A 16,567-nucleotide genomic window follows, 5' to 3' on the forward strand; every position below is an offset into this window, starting at 1 on the left:
TTTCTAACTATTAATTTCTGCCAGTTATATCGTACCATAAACTGTTCAAGCATGCGTACATATAATCTTCAGAGAAGATCCAAGGAAGAGAAAAAGCATTAAAATCTATAATTAGGGTTGAAATTTATAATGAAAAAGGCTAGTATATAAAAGGTATTGTTACAAAAAGATTACAAAGAGATTTTATTTTTGTAACTTTTTCATTGATTCATAGTTATTTCAATGGTTTGCATTTTAGTGAAATTTATCAAATATTAAACAACTAAGATAATTGGAGTAGTGAAATATAATGAACAAAAAACATATAGTGATTTTGGGTGCTGGATATGGTGGTATGATGACAGCAGCAAAATTGCAAAAAAATTTGCATCCAAACGAAGCTGAAATCACACTAATAAATAAAAATGATTATCATTACCAAACCACATGGTTGCATGAGAATGCAGCTGGAACACTTCATCATGACCGAACTAAAATTAAAATTAAAGATGTCATTGACTCAAACAAAGTCAAAATCGTTTTAGATGAAGTCAAATGCATTAAGCCGGAGGAAAAAGCGGTTAAATTGCAAAATGGGGCCATCCATTATGATACCCTTATAATAGGATTGGGTTTTGAAACAGCTACATTTGGTATACCTGGAATAAAGGAACATGCATTTACGATTGGAAATATTAATAATGCCCGATTATTAAGGGAACACCTCGACTTTAATTTCGCTAGTTATCATAATGAATTAGAGAAAAAAAATGCCCGTCTAAACATTGTCATTGGTGGTGGGGGATTTACTGGAATTGAATTTGCTGGAGAATTGGCAAATCGCATTCCACAACTTTGTGAAGAATACGATATTGAAAAAGCACAAGTGCGTATCATAATCATGGAAGGTGCCGCTACTGTCTTACCTGGTTTTGATGAGCAACTCGTGGAATATGCAATGAATTCCTTGGAGTCTCGTGGTGTGGAATTTATTAATGGAGCACTGTTGAGAGAATGCAAGAAAGATAGTATTGTTTACGAAAAAGATGGTAAGTTATGTGAGCTTCCAACAATGACAACGATTTGGGCAGCGGGAGTACGCGCGAACTCCATTGTGGAAAAGTCTGGTTTTGAAACGAATGGTGGCAAAGTAGAAGTGCGATGTGACATGCGTACACCTGATTTTGAGGATGTTTTCGTTATTGGTGATTGTGCATTGATTAAAAACCAAGAAACTGGTCGAGCTTATCCTCCAACTGCCCAAATTGCGATCCAGCAGGCAGAAACAGTGGCAAATAATGTGAAGGCAAGCATCCACCAAGAAGAAATGGATAGCTTCACACCAAACCTGCAAGGGACAATTACTTCGCTTGGTAATAATGACGCGATTGCTGAAGTATTTGGACGTAAATTATTTGGCTGGAAAGCTTCGTGTATGAAAAAAATGAGCGATAACCGCTACCTGTTAAAATTAGGTGGATTAAGTCTCCTCATGAAAAAAGGGAAATTTAACTTCTTTTATTGATAATATTTAAGGCAATAAAGCAAAGGCCCCGAGCGTATAGCCTTTGCTTTTTCTTTAATTTATTATAAAATGGCTTTTGTATGCTTACATAGTTAGTAAAGGTGAGGGGAGATTATTCATTGATACAATTAATCGTATCCATTCTGTTATATTTTGTTATATTTTTCGGGATAGCTTTTATTTTGAATATGCTTTTAAGAAGGACTTGGCTCATGTCATTTATCTATCCGTTTATTGTGATTATGATCATAGATAATATTTCCACATGGAGTTATTTTACAAATACGGGAGAAGCAATGGCCACGTTATCTTCTGAAGTAACTAGTTTGGCAGTAATGGATATCGTTATTTTAGGGTCGGGATTTATTGGTACCATTGTTTCCGGATGGGTTATAAAATTCTTGCGTAAGAGTGGATATCAGATGTTTTAGTAATTTTTTTGAATAAAATTTTAATAGATTGGAAATGATAACATCCAAGAGGTGTTATCATGAAAAACAAAAGAAATATTTGGCATTTAGTGATGGTTCCGCTGATTATGGTACTGTTTTGGCAGGCAGTAACATCCATTGCAAATGTCAGTTGGAGTGAAGACCTTGTTGAGCCGGCAAATGCCCAGCCGTATACTCCACAAGCTGCAGTGTACAGACATATTGCATTAAAAGATAAAGGGTTAAATGTTTTACCAGCAAATCAAAGGCAAATCTCAAGCGATGAGATTGATACTCCCGAGACAATTGAAGAAGCAATTGATTTTGAACAATATCCAGTTGAAATGGTTTTGGCTACAGGCTACACCGCTGGAATTGAGTCGACGGGAAAAACACCTAATCATCCTGAATATGGGATTACTTTCTCGGGTGTTAAGGTGAAGCGAGACTTGTATTCTACTATTGCAGCAGATTTAGATGTTTATCCGATTGGGACAATCCTGTATATACCAGATTATGGATATGGTGTTGTTGCCGATAAGGGTAGTGCAATTACAGGAAATAAAGTCGATTTATTTTACAACACTGTTGACGATGTTTATTCCGAGTGGGGTAAAAAAGAAGTGGAAGTATATGTCATTGAAATGGGTGATGGGAAACTGAGTGAAGAGCAACTCATCCAACTAAATGAAGAAGAATCCATGCAGGTATTTAGACAACAAATGAATGAGAGTTAATATGAAAAGCAAGGGAACTTGAAGGTTCTCTTGCTTTTTGTTTTGCTTCTTTGGGACAAGAAACCTATTCCCAGGTTCCTCTGACTTCATGCTAATTTAAGTATAGCTGCTGTTCTTATTTGTTAATTGCTTGTGAGCATAGTCGAAGTATTAATTCTTTCATATCGACGAGTCGTGGAAATTTAATTTTTTCGGTGGTTCCAGCTATTACTAACGGTACCAGCGTTTCCTGTTTGTGTAATGAACCATGTGCTGCACCACTTAGGTGGAATGGGTTCGATTGAGATTTGAAATCACAGCCAGGTTTAGCATTAACTACAATGAAACGGCCTGAATGGGAATGCAGGGCACTATAAATTCTAGCTAATGCATCTGGATAATCCCCATAGGACAATTGTTTATTATTTGTCATATGTAAATCTAGAAGATTGGGATTTCCTTCAATTCCCCATGTTTGGTTATATACATCCTTATAATCACCTGTTGGAAAATAACGTAATGAACCTTCTCTCATACCTGACTTGATTTGGATATAATTTTCTTCCTTCCAGGCAATGATATCGATCCGTTGATCATTTTTAACTTGTTCAACAATAGCAGATAGTGGAATATTTTTATCCAGTACATAAATATAGGCCATGCGCTGGTTTACACATAGTACAAGCTGGTCCTTTTTATGTACAGGACGTTCGATTCGGGCTATGCGATATTTTTTTAGTATTTTACGCAAGTCAATAATAAATTTCTTATAATTGGCCCCTGTTGGAGAATGACCATTATCGCCCATCACCATCCATACATTTCGATTTAGTGCTTCCTCCCAGCTGGAATACATATTCAACATTTTTTGAATTTGCTTGTCAATCTTGGCAATGCCCTTTATATCCATCGGTCCTTTAAAATGGATACGACTGTCTAAATCTTGGAAGATGCAGAATGTAAACGCTGGAAGGTTATTTTTACGAATTAAATACTTAAGCTCCCGAGCGGTATATTTATAATTTCCAGCAGCTATTTGCGGTGTGAATCCATGTTGCCTTAGTTTGGAAAAAATTCCTAAAGACATGATGGGTGGTGTTTTCGTTGTCCACTCGCCATTTTCAAAGCGGGTCAAAGTGCTGAGCAGTCGAGGAACACGTAACTTTCTTGGTGTATTTCCACGATAGACAAACGAATTAATCGAAGCAGAAGGGAGGCCCATCTCAGCTAAATCCTCATAAATCGTCGAAACCTTACTGCTTAAATGCTCATTATTTAGTCGATAAAGCATATTATGGACGGATCTGCGGATACCTAATCGAAATGTTTCACGAAAACCTGTCCCATAGTTAATAATTTCTTTTCTGGAGTCATCGAACCAAGTTAACCCTGGAACATGGTGCATGTCAGCATATGTACCTGTTAAAAGACTGCTATCGATCGTTACCGACATTGTTGGAAATGAACTAACCATATTAGGAATATAAGTCCCATTCTCCATCAGAAATTCAAGTGCAGGAGCACGTCCGGTTTGAACAGCTACTTCCAACGGCTCAGACATTAAAGAATCGATATTTAGTAAGATTATTGGTTTTATCGTTTGTGGATTTTTCTTCATATAGTTTCATCCTCACTACTAGCTATTGGTTTGTAGTTATTGTTTGACTTTTAGCTTTTAATATACGGCTACTTTCTACTCGTAGTTATTACTTGGCGAACAGAAAGAGGGAGATTATGGATATTAAGACTTATCGTATATTAAATATAATTTCAACAATTCATTTAAAAAATGGGAATTTATATTTTTTCATGATAACCTAAATAAAAAAGCTAAAAGGGTGGAGTAACTTTATAATGAATATTTTAGTACAAGGTGCAGGAGCACTGGGAGGCTATTTCGGTGGTAGGATATTAGAGGCTGGTTATGATGTTTCATTTTTTGTGAGAGAAAAGCGGGCTGCCAGTTTAACAAAAGAGGGCTTGAAAATAACTAGCCCTGAAGGAATGTTTGAAAGTAAAAATGTAATGGTTTTCACTAGACTTGAGGAAATTAAAAACATCGATTTGGTGATACTCGCAGTAAAGGGTTATCATCTTGACCAAGTTATACCGCAAATTCAAGCGATTGTAGAACAGACTGATGCATTTGTGCTGCCATTATTAAATGGTGTGGAACATTTGGAAATACTACAGCAAGCTATTGGGGAAGAAAAAGTGTTGGGAGGTTTTGCTTCTATCATTGCAACGTTAAATGAGCAGGGGCATATCGTACATTCAAGTGGCAGCAGTGCGATCAAATTTGGTGCACTGCATAACGACCAAATAGAAGTATGTAAGCAATTGGAAGCGATGAATCAGCATGTCAAGACAAAAATTTTAAGAGAAGAAGCTATTTTAAAACATATGTGGAAAAAATACATATTCATTACGGCCTTTTCTGGAATTACTTCAGCAATGCAGTTGCCAGCAGGTTTTATCGCGAATACAGAAGCATCGTTTGCTACTGCTGGAAACGTAATCTATGAAATGAGTATGCTTGCTGAGAAAGAAGGGATTGTTTTAACCGAACAAGAAGTAGAAGGAATGGTAAATAGGCTAAGAGGCTTTTCCGGTGAAGCAACATCTTCCATGCATCAGGATATGAGAAAAGGTCTACCTATAGAAGTGGAGCATTTACATGGGGGAGCATTAAGAATGGCCGCCAAACATGGTGTGACTGTTCCAGTTATTGAAACATTGTATGGAATTTTGAAACCTTATGAAAATGGCAGACCTTAGTTTGGAAGGGAGGTTTCATACCTCCTTTCAAACGAATACTTGGAGAAACGATTTAGTTCGTTCATTTCAAAATAACCAACCCGATCGCTGCAGAAATAAAGCCTATAAGTATTGAGGTTAAAACATAAATTGCAGCTAGCTTTATCTTTTTTGTTAGTATGAGGTTTATAGTTTCGTTGCCAAAGGTTGAAAAGGTTGTGTATGCTCCGCAAAAACCAACACCGCTAAAATACCATAACCAATCACTAATTTGGTTCGTAAGATAAAAATGAGCGATTATTCCAAGCAAAAATGAACCTGTGATATTAATAATCCAAGTGCCGACTGGAAATGGGTGCAGCATATGTATTCCTCTATTAATCATGTTTCCCAATAGATACCTTGCTCCAGCGCCTAATGCACCACCTAATCCTATTATCCAAATCACGTAACATCGCCTTCTTTTAATGCTAATTTATAACCTAAATAAGATAATAATAGTCCTAATATTATAGAAGCCAAAACATAGAGCAGTCCCAACATAAAAAGACCTTGTTGCAATAAGGCAATCGTCTCCGCTGAAAAGGTTGAAAAGGTTGTAAATGAACCAATAAAGCCTGTTCCAATGAACAAGGTAGTGTTCGTGCTTATATTGTTCTTTTGACCTACGAATGTAAGAAACCACCCTAAAAGAAAGCAGCCAATGAAGTTTATTAGTAGGGTACCTAAAGGAAAACCATTGTTTGTATAGACCCATTCCCCTAAAGCATACCTGGAAATTGCCCCGAAAAAACCACCAATCATAACGAATAATGTATTCATTTAATCACCTTTTCCTAATATAAACAAAGACTCTTATTAAGAGATTGTTACAATTCTCCTATCCTGGTAAGTGTTAGTCTTCCTATACTCTACGAACAACAATACAAAAGATGGTTATATTATATCATTTTTTGCAGAAAAACTAACCGAAGTATTCGATTAACCCACCCTATACCTCCTAAAAGCAGTTATTCTTCCCATCGAAAAGCATTTACGAAATTATATAAATTACTTGGCATTTTATTCCAACTCACTGATGCCTAAAGTTAAATTAATATTTACAATCAAATATATGTTTGACTATTTGAACAAAAATGCATAAGATAATAATAATCAAACTTATATTTGAATATGGGAGTGAATGATATGATGAGCAAGGATGTATGTGAAACAACGTGTATTGATGAAGAAAAAGTGATTAGGGTTCAAAATAACCTATCTGAACAAAATCCCTTGGAAGTTGCAAAGATTTTCAAGGCTTTATCAGATGATACAAGAATTAAAATTGCATATGCTTTATCTTTAGAGGAAAAATTATGTGTATGCGATGTTGCGAATATTGTAGGTTCAACGACTGCAACGGCATCTCATCATTTAAGATTATTGAAAAACCTTGGTCTTGCTAATTATCGTAAAGAAGGAAAGTTAGTTTATTATTCACTAGATGATGAGCATGTGAAGCAACTTATATTACTCGCCTTTGCACATCATAAGGAGGTGCCTGAGGTTGGATGAAGCAGCGAAAACAATAGATGAGAAAAAAGTATATCGAGTCGAAGGATTTTCATGCGCTAACTGTGCAGGGAAATTCGAGAATAATGTTAAAAAAATTCCAGGTGTTCATGATGCAAAAGTAAATTTCGGTGCATCGAAAATATCCGTTTATGGCAAACCATCAATCGAAGAATTAGAAAGAGCCGGTGCTTTTGAGGATCTAAAGGTAGCTCCTGAAAAACGAAGACAACAGACTATAGAAGAGGTTGAAAAAGGAAAAAAAGATGAGAAAGTACCTTTTCATAAAAAGCATAGCACTTTACTAACTTCGATATTATTTCTTGTTTTCGGTTACCTATCTTTGTTTGTCAACGGTGAAGAAAACATTGTAACTATTTTATTATTTTTAGCATCCATGTTAATTGGAGGATTATCTCTTTTTAAAGTCGGATTTCAAAATTTATTACGCTTTGAATTTGACATGAGAACCCTAATGACAGTTGCCGTTATTGGTGGCGCTATTATAGGTGAGTGGGCTGAAGTTTCTGTAGTTGTAATTCTCTTTGCAATCAGTGAGGCAATGGAACGGTTCTCTATGGATAGAGCAAGGCAATCGATTCGATCCTTAATGGATATTGCTCCAAATGAAGCACTTGTTAGGCGTAATGGAAAAGAGATAATGGTCCATGTGGATGATATCGCTGTTGGCGACATTATGATTGTAAAACCAGGTCAAAAGATTGCGATGGATGGCGTGGTTGTAAATGGCTACTCTGCCGTCAATCAGGCAGCAATAACAGGTGAGTCTGTTCCTGTTGCCAAAACAATTAACAATGATGTATTTGCTGGTACTTTAAATGAAGAAGGTTTGCTTGAGGTTAGAATAACCAAACTTATAGAGGATACTACCATTTCCAAGATTATACATCTTGTCGAAGAAGCACAAGGGGAACGTGCTCCAGCTCAAGCTTTTGTTGATAAATTCGCGAAGTATTACACGCCGATTATTATGGTAATTGCTGCGTTAGTTGCTGTAATTCCTCCTTTATTTTTTGAGGGCAGCTGGGAAACATGGGTATATCAAGGCTTAGCTGTTCTGGTTGTTGGTTGCCCTTGCGCATTGGTTATATCCACGCCAATTGCCATTGTTTCAGCTATCGGGAATGCAGCGAAGAAAGGTGTACTTGTAAAAGGCGGCGTTCACTTGGAAGAAATGGGTAACTTAAAGGCGATTGCATTCGATAAAACAGGTACACTAACAAAAGGAGTTCCAGTTGTAACTGACTATAATTTGCTAGATAATCAGATGGAAGAAAAAGCGCTTCTCTCTATTATTACGGCCTTGGAATATCGTTCTCAACATCCCCTTGCCTCAGCAATTATGAAAAAAGCAGAGGGAGAAAACATTTCCTATTCTGCTGTAATCGTTGAAGGTTTCTCATCTATCACGGGTAGAGGTATTAAAGGCACCGTAAACGGAACAACTTACTATATAGGGAGTCCAAAGCTTTTTAAGGAAATATCTGTTACTGATTTTGACCCAGATATTGAGGAAAAAGTAAGAACCCTGCAAAACCAAGGAAAAACTGCCATGATTATTGGAACGGAGCAAAGTGTCCTTGCAGTTATGGCTGTTGCTGACGAGGTCCGAGAAACTAGTAAAGACGTAATTCGTAAGTTACATCAGTTAGGAATCGAAAAAACAGTTATGCTGACTGGTGATAATAAGGGGACTGCAGATGCAATCGGAGGATTTGTCGAAGTATCCGATATTCAAGCAGAACTGATGCCACAGGATAAATTAGACTATATTAAACAATTAAGGTCGGAGCATGGATTTGTTGCGATGGTTGGGGATGGAGTCAATGATGCGCCAGCTTTAGCTGCTTCAACAGTTGGAATCGCAATGGGTGGTGCTGGAACTGATACAGCAATGGAAACAGCTGACGTTGTTCTAATGGGAGATGACTTAAGAAAACTTCCTTTCGCAGTCAGACTAAGTCGAAAAGCTCTCAATATAATCAAAGCTAATATAGGCTTTGCAATAGCAATTAAATTTATTGCCTTACTGCTGGTTATACCTGGTTGGCTAACACTCTGGATTGCTATTCTTTCAGATATGGGGGCAACACTTCTAGTAGCATTAAATGGTTTAAGACTTATGCGGGTAAAAGAATAAATTTCAGAAAATCAATCTTATGAAAAAAATTAAATTCTTTTATTAAAAAGGTTTTATTTAAGGGATCTTTTTGCAATGGCTGTTGCATTTTAAGTATCGTAGTTGAGATAAACTGTGCACTACCCTCTATTCATGTACGATACTACACACAAAATCGAAAAAACAATGTAATTTTTAGAATACAGCCTATAGAAAGACTCATGCTTATTAGTGGATTAATATGCATGAGTCTTTCTATTTAATAAAAAAGCGGGTAAAGGAGGAAAGCTATGATAATTCCTGTTAATCCACCGAAAAAAACTTCAATGGGCTGGTGTCCGAGTAGTTCTTTCAATTCTTTACGCTTCTCTACTTCTCCCTTTTTATTCCAATCCTTTGCATTGTCTGTGAAGTATTGAAAGTCTTTGATTAAACGATTTAGAACAGCAGCTTGTTCTCCAGCCTGTCTTCGCACTCCAGAAGCATCGAACATTGTAATGACACTAAAAATACATGCCAATCCAAATACACTTGAGGTTACTCCCTCTACAATACCAATTGCTGTAGTCAATCCGGTAACAGCAGCAGAGTGACTACTGGGCATCCCACCAGTACTAAATGCTAGTCCTGGCTGGAATTCTTTTGTAAAGATTAATTTAATGGGAATCTTAATAACTTGGGCAAATACAATGGCCGCTAAAGCTGCCCATAAAGGGAAGTTGGAAAACAAAGCCATACAGTCATACATCCTTCCGCTGATCGAAATCCGTTCCTATACCGGTTCTCTTTCGTAGTTTTTTTAATTTTACCATACAGAAGTTTCCAGGTAAACGAATGTATGGTTTAATAAGTTTCTTATGTAGCCGTCTATAAAAGAAAACAGATTACCTACTTTTAAGGCAATCTGTTTTCACATGTAATTTATTTTATGACGGCATCTAAAGCAATTTCCATCATTTCATTAAAAGTTGTTTGGCGTTCTTCGGCTGTTGTTTCTTCACCAGTAAGAATATGGTCGGAAACAGTTAGAACAGATAATGCCTGTCTTCCATATTTAGCTGCCAATGTATACAATGCCGTTGTTTCCATTTCGATTGCCAGTACTTGATATTTAGCAAGCAGTTCATTGACTTCTTTTGCATTGTCGCGATAGAATGCATCACTTGTAAATACATTACCGACACGTAGGTTAAGCCCTTTATTCATCCCAGCCTCATATGCATTTCTCAATAGCTCAAAGTCGGCGATTGGAGCATAATCAATACCATTGAAAATTAATTGGTTTGTTTTTGAGTCGGTTGTCGCCCCTTGAGCTAATATGACGTCACGTACCTTGACATCTTTCTGAATGGCACCACATGTTCCGACACGTAATAGTTTTTTTACATCATAGCTTTGTATTAGTTCATTAACGTAGATGGAGATGGAAGGCACGCCCATACCTGTTCCTTGTACAGAAATACGTTCACCTTTGTATGTACCAGTATAGCCATACATGCCACGAACTTCATTATAAAGTTTTGCATCCTCCAGATAAGTTTCCGCGATAAATTTTGCGCGAAGCGGATCCCCGGGTAAAAGAATCTTATCAGCAATCTCACCTTGTTTAGCACCAATATGAACACTCATTTAATTTCCTCCTTATTTCTTGAAGTAACTTTATTAAAGGCTTTTCCCTAAAAGTTTCTGACTAGTGTTGCTCACTATTCCACCGAGGAGATTAGTTGTTTATGCTACAAAATATATAAAACTACGATGTAACTTCAGGTTTAAAATACAAGATGACTGCTAATGCTGCCGTCCGGATCGCTCTGGTGGAAGTGCAGCTTAGGGCACGGCCTCAGCCTCCTCGAAAAAATCACTCTGCGGGGGCATCGGACACGTTTAATTTCTGCCAGGAGTCACCGCCCAGAGTGGTTCCCGAAGTTACTTATCCTATGTCGCAGTTTATCTGAAAGCAACAATTCTTTTCGGTGGGACGAGTAACCGCAGTCCGGAACATTGCAAAAGTAACCTTTTAAAATAAAGTTATCATAACAGGGTGTTAAAGACAAATTTCCGTTAAAATCGGTGTTTTTTGCTTTATAACTTTCATAATATCCTGTAATTGTATATAATAAACGTAGGTTTATGTGAACCAATTAACAGGAATGGTTTAATGAATAAACAAACAAGGACAAATAGATATGGAAGGATGAGATAAAATGAAAACACAAACTTTTACTATTACAGCGGAAACAGGGGTCCATGCAAGACCTGCAACACTACTCGTTAATAAAGCGGGCCAATATAATTCTGAGGTAGAGTTATCTTATAGCGGAAAAAAAGTTAACTTAAAATCTATCATGGGTGTTATGTCTCTTGGAATTCCTAAAGGTGCTGAAATCGAAGTATCTGCTGAAGGTAATGATGAAGAGGAAGCATTGAATGGTGTTAAAGAAGTTATTAAAGAACATTTAGGCGAGTAAGTATGAAGCTAGGGAATTGCTCCCTAGCTTTTTTTCACCGGCAGTTAAGGAGGAAAAAATATTTTCTTATTGCATAAGTGAACCTAGGGTCGTCACTTAACAGCTTAGTATAACCTTAGTTTTCTAATAAAATTTATGATAGTAATTTTCTTCTAAACCATTCAGTTTTAACAGTGATTGACGGTTGAATTCACTATCCACCAAAGCTATTTTCTCTTTGTAATCTTCAACAGCCTTTTTCAGTGATTCTCCATAAGCAGGAATTTCAGCTTCGAAAGGGTGTACTGCTGCTTTTTTGACATTCATTTTTTCATGGAACGCAAGTGCTTTACGTTCATGGAAAAAGACATCTTCATGTTTTCCGTAGTTATGAAGATCTCCTTGAAGCGGATGTTTTATAACTGCTAGCACCTCAATTAGATAATTTGCACCACGATCCTCTTTTACTTCACCAATGTATGTACCAGAATTATAATGTGCTTTGACAATATCTGTACTTTTAACTTCCGCCATTTTATCACTCTCCCTAAATATATTGTGCCAAAGATGTAACAGTTTAGCGAATATTTGATCCTGAGGTATTGGTTACATTGAGAAATTTGGTATAATAGGTAAAGAAGGGTGTGAGGAATGATGATGCCATTTCTTTATTTTCCGGAAGATAAAGCAGAATATATACCAGCTGTCATCACACTGGCTATTTTTATAATCTTGGCAGTAATTGCGATGTATTTTATGATAAAAAAGTCAACAAAAGATGAAGAAAATTTTAAAGAAAAATACAATCAGCAGTTGGAAAATGCCAGTAACAAAGATAAGTCAAATTACTAAACCAAGTCTCCTTATTCTGAAAAGATGAGGGGCTTTTTTTGTTTAGTTTACTGCTTAAATGCAGATACTGAATAGAAAGAATGCAAAAGGAGATCATGTTATGCGGTTTATATTTTTATTTACCCTATTGGTTCTTACAGCCTGCCAGTCAGACAATCCGACTACACAAGTAGTGGAAATGTACAATAGTTCAGGTGATATGGTAGGAAATGCAACATTGAATGAAAGCGAAGATGGGGTTGGAATAGAACTTAAATTGGAAGGGCTTGAACCCGGATTTCATGGAATACATGTCCATGAATTTCCTAAATGTGAAGGACCAGAATTTACAACTGCAGGTAACCATTATAATCCGGAAGGGAAAGAACACGGGTTGATGCACCCAGAAGGGCCACACATCGGTGACTTACCAAATATTGAAGCGGATGCTGGTGGTCTCGTAGAAGCAGAATTGATGCTTGCAGGTGCAACTTTACTGGATGGTAAAAACTCACTTTTAAATGAAGATGGTACGTCTTTAGTTGTTCACGAAGGGCAAGATGATGGTGTCAGCCAGCCGAGTGGAGAATCAGGAGTTCGAATACTTTGCGGTGAAATAAAGAAGGACAAGGACAGCGAAGAATCAGAGGAATCACCAACAGACCCAACCGAATCGAATGAGGAGCAGAAAGAGTAGCGGTCGTATCATAAGAGAATAATTAAATGCATGCTACGTGGCTGGCTTGTTCAACTATGAAGGCGTGATAGATTTAGTATTCGTTATTTTATTACACCAAAGAGCACTGCATTATGCAGTGCTCTTTGGTGTAATAAATTATTTTTGTATGTTTAAATAATCAAAGTGCCTTTACCGCTTTAATAATGCGCTCCACGCCTTCTTCTAATGTGGCCCGTGGGCAGGCGATATTGATTCGCATGTGTTTGTCGCCCTCGTCTCCGTAAGAAACGCCAGCATTGAGACCGACTCTTGCCTTTTCTATCATGAATTTATTCAATTCTTTATTATTCATACCAAGTTCACTGCAATCAACCCAAAGTAAGTATGTTCCTTCAGGCTGAACAACTTTCAACTGTGGGATATGTTTATCAAACATTTCCGTTACGTAGTCGGTGTGACTTTTAAGTAATGCTACCAGTTCATCAAGCCATGCCTCACCGTGTGTATAAGCTGCTTCGAGTGCTGTATTCCCCATAGTGTTCAACATATTATGCAATCCTTGCTTACTGAATGTTGCTTCAAGTTTTTTTCTCTTGTCCTTATCGGTTGTTATTACATAGGAAGCATCCAGCCCAGCGAGATTAAACGTTTTGGATGGTGCCATACATGTAATGGTTTGATCAGCAATTTCTTCAGAAAGGGATGCAATTGGAATATGTCGTTCCCCTGGAAATACGAGGTCACTATGAATTTCGTCGGCAATAATCATCACATTGTATTTCAGGCAAAGTTTTGCCATCTTTTCTAATTCTTCCTTTTTCCAAACTCGGCCGACAGGATTATGTGGTGAGCATAGAATAAAGGCCTTCACACCACTTTTTAATTTCTTCTCGAAGTCATCGAAATCAATCGTATAATAATTATCCTTATTTATAAGCGGATTCTTAACTACAACCCTGTCATGTTCGGTAATCACACTGTAGAACGGTGTGTAAACAGGTGTTTGAATGAGTATCTTATCATTCGGTTCAGTAAAAGCTTGTACAGCCATATGCAGGCTTGTTACGACGCCAGGACTATAGGATAACCATGTTTTGTCGATTTTCCACCCATGCCGTTTCTGCAACCATTTAATAATTGAGTCAGACACATCATCATCGATAACGGTATATCCATAAATTCCATGCTGTGCACGTCTTACCAATGCATCATTAACTTCATCAGGTGCCTTAAAATCCATATCTGCAACCCACATTGGTAGAACATCGTCAGACTGGAAGACTTCCTTAAGCATATCCCACTTAACGGATCTCGTGTTTCTGCGTTCAAATAATTCATCAAATATACCCATCATCTGCCTCCTAATATTCAAGTAATGCTATTATACCAAAGAAAAATGTCAAAAAAAAAGCAAAGCGTCTAAACGCTTTGCCTACAGGGGGAATACGAGAAAGTCTTACACTCATAGTATTACCCCGTGTTGAGAAATATAAACATTCTTTTTAATTTTTTTAAAGGCGTTTTTCTAATTCTTCTTTTTCATTTTCAAAGCCAGGTTTCCCTAAGAGTGCAAACATATTTGTTTTGTATGCTTCAACACCTGGCTGGTCAAATGGATTTACACCAAGCAAGTAACCGCTGATGGCACAAGCTTTTTCAAAGAAGTAAACCATATAACCAAACGTATATGCATCAAGTGCAGGCAACTCGACGATTAAGTTTGGAACATCACCATCTGTATGTGCAAGCATCGTACCTTGGAATGCTTTGTCATTGATTTCGTGAATTGTTTTTCCAGCAAGGTAGTTTAAGCCATCGGAATTATTTTCTTCTGCTTCCAATGTCATCTCTTTTTTCGATGTGTTCACATGAAGAACCGTTTCGAAAATATTTCTGCGACCTTCCTGAATATATTGTCCCAATGAATGAAGGTCAGTTGTGAAATTGGCAGAAGAAGGGTAGATTGCTTTTTGATCCTTTCCTTCACTTTCACCAAATAACTGTTTCCACCATTCAGAGAAATATTGCAAGCTTGGCTCATAATTGATCAGGAGCTCAGTCACTTTCCCTTTGTTATATAAAACATTTCTTACTGCAGCGTATTGATATGCTGGGTTTTTTTCAAGGGATGGTTCAGCGAAATCATTCATCGCATCTTTAGCGCCTTGCATCATATCATCAATCGAAATACCACTTACTGCAATCGGAAGTAGTCCAACAGCCGTCAGAACAGAATAACGTCCACCAACATCATCTGGAATAACAAATGATTCATAGCCAGCTTCGTCTGCAGATGTTTTCAATGCACCTTTTGCCTTATCCGTTGTTGCATAAATACGACCTTTTGCTTCATCTGTGCCGTATTTTTCTTCTAGGTACTTTTTGAAAATACGGAAGGCAACTGCTGGTTCTGTAGTTGTACCACTTTTTGATATAACATTAATAGAGAAATCTCGGTCCTTTAGCACATCGAAAAGCTCGCTCATATATGTAGAGCTTAAATGATGACCGACAAAAATGATTTGTGGTGCATTCCGTTCTTCTTTAGAAAGCAGGTTTTGGAAGGAATGGTTCAGCATTTCAAGTGCTGCACGGGCACCTAGATAGGAACCACCAATTCCAATTACAAGCAAGATATCGGAATCATTTCTAATCTTTTCAGCGCTTGCTTTAATTCGCGCATATTCTTCTTTGTCATAGTTTTCAGGTAAGTCAACCCAACCGAGGAAATCACTACCGGCACCAGTTTTTTCGTGAATCATTTGGTGAGCCGCTTCAACGAAGGGGCTTAAGTTCTTAACTTCCTGCTCATCAAAGAATTTCAGAGCTTTATCATACGTAAATGAAACATGTGTCATTGTTATCCTCCTTATATGTACAGTAATAATACATTTTAACTTTAATCTATTAGTATTGTGAAATCAAGAACAAAGCAAGTAGATTTTCTAACTTTTTAGATAAAGGTCGATAAATGCAAAAAAAAGAGGCATACGTGGCAGATAATAACTTATCTACTGCGTATGCCTCTTTTTCAATACAGAAGAAAAAGGTCACTAACCTAGCATTGCTTTTGGTTTTTTATTTTTTCTCTGATTGATCGATCCACTCTTGAAGTTTGTCCTTCAATGTGTTGAAACCAGATGTATCATTGTCCTGTTGGTATGCAGGTTGTGATTTTTTTGCTCTAGGTGCTGCTGGTTTCTTTGGTGCTTCTTCTGTTGCACGAATGGATAGGGATACTTTATTTCGTGCTTCATCAACGTTCATAACTTTTACTTTAACGTCGTCCCCTACTGATAAATGCTCATTGATATCTTTAACATATCCATGTGTGATTTCTGAGATGTGAACTAATCCTTGATTTTCATCGTCTAAAGCAACGAATGCACCGTATGGTTGAATTCCTGTTACTTTACCGTCTATTATCTGACCAGCCTCAAATTTGTTAGTCATGCTGAACAACTCCTATACCTATATTCAATTCTTTATACACAATATATTATTATAG

General features: G+C 37.2%; 18 protein-coding genes. 9 read left to right on the plus strand and 9 right to left on the minus strand.

What is annotated here, in order from left to right; genetic code table 11:
- Nucleotides 1–289 precede the first annotated feature (289 nt).
- The 3 genes from BV906_RS07030 (at nucleotide 290) to BV906_RS07040 (ending at nucleotide 2,672) form a co-directional block, all read left to right on the plus strand.
- Entirely contained in the window at nucleotides 290–1,504 is a 1,215-nt protein-coding gene (locus tag BV906_RS07030; RefSeq protein WP_087972716.1) for an NAD(P)/FAD-dependent oxidoreductase, read from the plus strand.
- A 119-nt stretch (nucleotides 1,505–1,623) separates the two neighbouring features.
- Nucleotides 1,624–1,935 carry a YuiB family protein gene (locus BV906_RS07035; RefSeq protein WP_087972717.1) on the plus strand — a complete coding sequence of 104 codons (312 nt, stop codon included), beginning with the start codon at nucleotides 1,624–1,626 and terminating at the stop codon, nucleotides 1,933–1,935.
- Nucleotides 1,936–1,994: 59 nt separating this feature from the next.
- The gene (locus BV906_RS07040; protein ID WP_087972718.1) at nucleotides 1,995–2,672 is read left to right on the plus strand and encodes a 3D domain-containing protein; all 678 of its coding nucleotides are present in this window, start codon (nucleotides 1,995–1,997) and stop codon (nucleotides 2,670–2,672) included.
- A gap of 115 nt (nucleotides 2,673–2,787) precedes the next feature.
- Here the strand turns inward: BV906_RS07040 and BV906_RS07045 are convergent, their stop codons facing one another.
- On the minus strand, nucleotides 2,788–4,269 hold the full coding sequence (locus tag BV906_RS07045) for an alkaline phosphatase family protein (protein WP_087972719.1): 1,482 nt from the start codon (nucleotides 4,267–4,269) through the stop codon (nucleotides 2,788–2,790).
- A gap of 236 nt (nucleotides 4,270–4,505) precedes the next feature.
- On the opposite strand from BV906_RS07045, the gene BV906_RS07050 reads away from it, so the two are divergent.
- Nucleotides 4,506–5,429, plus strand: coding sequence for a ketopantoate reductase family protein (locus BV906_RS07050; protein WP_087972720.1), 924 nt, complete (start codon nucleotides 4,506–4,508; stop codon nucleotides 5,427–5,429).
- Between the two features lie 61 nt (nucleotides 5,430–5,490).
- Here BV906_RS07050 and crcB (BV906_RS07055) read toward each other — a convergent pair whose 3' ends face one another.
- Both crcB (BV906_RS07055) and crcB (BV906_RS07060) read right to left on the minus strand, forming a co-directional pair.
- Nucleotides 5,491–5,856, minus strand: coding sequence for a fluoride efflux transporter CrcB (gene crcB, locus BV906_RS07055; RefSeq protein WP_087972721.1), 366 nt, complete (start codon nucleotides 5,854–5,856; stop codon nucleotides 5,491–5,493).
- Nucleotides 5,853–6,230, minus strand: coding sequence for a fluoride efflux transporter CrcB (gene crcB, locus BV906_RS07060; RefSeq protein WP_087972722.1), 378 nt, complete (start codon nucleotides 6,228–6,230; stop codon nucleotides 5,853–5,855). The genes crcB (BV906_RS07055) and crcB (BV906_RS07060) overlap by 4 nt, the downstream gene beginning before the upstream one ends.
- A gap of 369 nt (nucleotides 6,231–6,599) precedes the next feature.
- On the opposite strand from crcB (BV906_RS07060), the gene BV906_RS07065 reads away from it, so the two are divergent.
- Together BV906_RS07065 and BV906_RS07070 are read left to right on the plus strand one after the other, a co-directional pair.
- Nucleotides 6,600–6,965 carry an ArsR/SmtB family transcription factor gene (locus tag BV906_RS07065; protein WP_087972816.1) on the plus strand — a complete coding sequence of 122 codons (366 nt, stop codon included), beginning with the start codon at nucleotides 6,600–6,602 and terminating at the stop codon, nucleotides 6,963–6,965.
- Nucleotides 6,952–9,123: a heavy metal translocating P-type ATPase gene (locus BV906_RS07070; protein ID WP_425435182.1), complete on the plus strand. Its 2,172-nt coding sequence runs from the start codon at nucleotides 6,952–6,954 to the stop codon at nucleotides 9,121–9,123. The genes BV906_RS07065 and BV906_RS07070 overlap by 14 nt, the downstream gene beginning before the upstream one ends.
- A 238-nt stretch (nucleotides 9,124–9,361) precedes the next feature.
- Here BV906_RS07070 and BV906_RS07075 read toward each other — a convergent pair whose 3' ends face one another.
- On the minus strand, nucleotides 9,362–9,838 hold the full coding sequence (locus BV906_RS07075) for a divergent PAP2 family protein (protein ID WP_087972724.1): 477 nt from the start codon (nucleotides 9,836–9,838) through the stop codon (nucleotides 9,362–9,364).
- A gap of 185 nt (nucleotides 9,839–10,023) precedes the next feature.
- Nucleotides 10,024–10,731, minus strand: coding sequence for a purine-nucleoside phosphorylase (gene deoD / locus BV906_RS07080; RefSeq protein WP_087972725.1), 708 nt, complete (start codon nucleotides 10,729–10,731; stop codon nucleotides 10,024–10,026).
- Between the two features lie 575 nt (nucleotides 10,732–11,306).
- Here deoD and BV906_RS07085 point away from each other — a divergent pair.
- Nucleotides 11,307–11,570 carry a phosphocarrier protein HPr gene (locus BV906_RS07085; RefSeq protein ID WP_087972726.1) on the plus strand — a complete coding sequence of 88 codons (264 nt, stop codon included), beginning with the start codon at nucleotides 11,307–11,309 and terminating at the stop codon, nucleotides 11,568–11,570.
- A 123-nt stretch (nucleotides 11,571–11,693) separates the two neighbouring features.
- Here the strand turns inward: BV906_RS07085 and kapB are convergent, their stop codons facing one another.
- Nucleotides 11,694–12,083, minus strand: a complete 390-nt coding sequence (kapB, locus tag BV906_RS07090) for a kinase-associated lipoprotein KapB (protein ID WP_087972727.1) — start codon at nucleotides 12,081–12,083, stop codon at nucleotides 11,694–11,696.
- 117 nt (nucleotides 12,084–12,200) lie between these two features.
- Between kapB and BV906_RS07095 the strand changes: the two genes are divergently transcribed.
- Complete coding sequence (locus BV906_RS07095) at nucleotides 12,201–12,401, plus strand: hypothetical protein (protein WP_342744364.1); 201 nt, start codon at nucleotides 12,201–12,203, stop codon at nucleotides 12,399–12,401.
- A gap of 100 nt (nucleotides 12,402–12,501) precedes the next feature.
- On the plus strand, nucleotides 12,502–13,077 hold the full coding sequence (locus tag BV906_RS07100; RefSeq protein ID WP_087972728.1) for a superoxide dismutase family protein: 576 nt from the start codon (nucleotides 12,502–12,504) through the stop codon (nucleotides 13,075–13,077).
- A 160-nt stretch (nucleotides 13,078–13,237) separates the two neighbouring features.
- Here the strand turns inward: BV906_RS07100 and BV906_RS07105 are convergent, their stop codons facing one another.
- The 3 genes from BV906_RS07105 to yugI form a co-directional block, all read right to left on the minus strand.
- Nucleotides 13,238–14,410, minus strand: a complete 1,173-nt coding sequence (locus tag BV906_RS07105; RefSeq protein ID WP_087972729.1) for a MalY/PatB family protein — start codon at nucleotides 14,408–14,410, stop codon at nucleotides 13,238–13,240.
- 160 nt (nucleotides 14,411–14,570) lie between these two features.
- On the minus strand, nucleotides 14,571–15,917 hold the full coding sequence (locus BV906_RS07110) for a glucose-6-phosphate isomerase (RefSeq protein WP_087972730.1): 1,347 nt from the start codon (nucleotides 15,915–15,917) through the stop codon (nucleotides 14,571–14,573).
- A 220-nt stretch (nucleotides 15,918–16,137) separates the two neighbouring features.
- On the minus strand, nucleotides 16,138–16,512 hold the full coding sequence (yugI, locus tag BV906_RS07115; RefSeq protein WP_087972731.1) for a S1 domain-containing post-transcriptional regulator GSP13: 375 nt from the start codon (nucleotides 16,510–16,512) through the stop codon (nucleotides 16,138–16,140).
- Nucleotides 16,513–16,567 lie beyond the last annotated feature (55 nt).

Origin of the sequence: Oceanobacillus rekensis, from assembly GCF_002153375.1 — a bacterium.
GTDB classification, from domain to species: domain Bacteria; phylum Bacillota; class Bacilli; order Bacillales; family Amphibacillaceae; genus Oceanobacillus; species Oceanobacillus rekensis.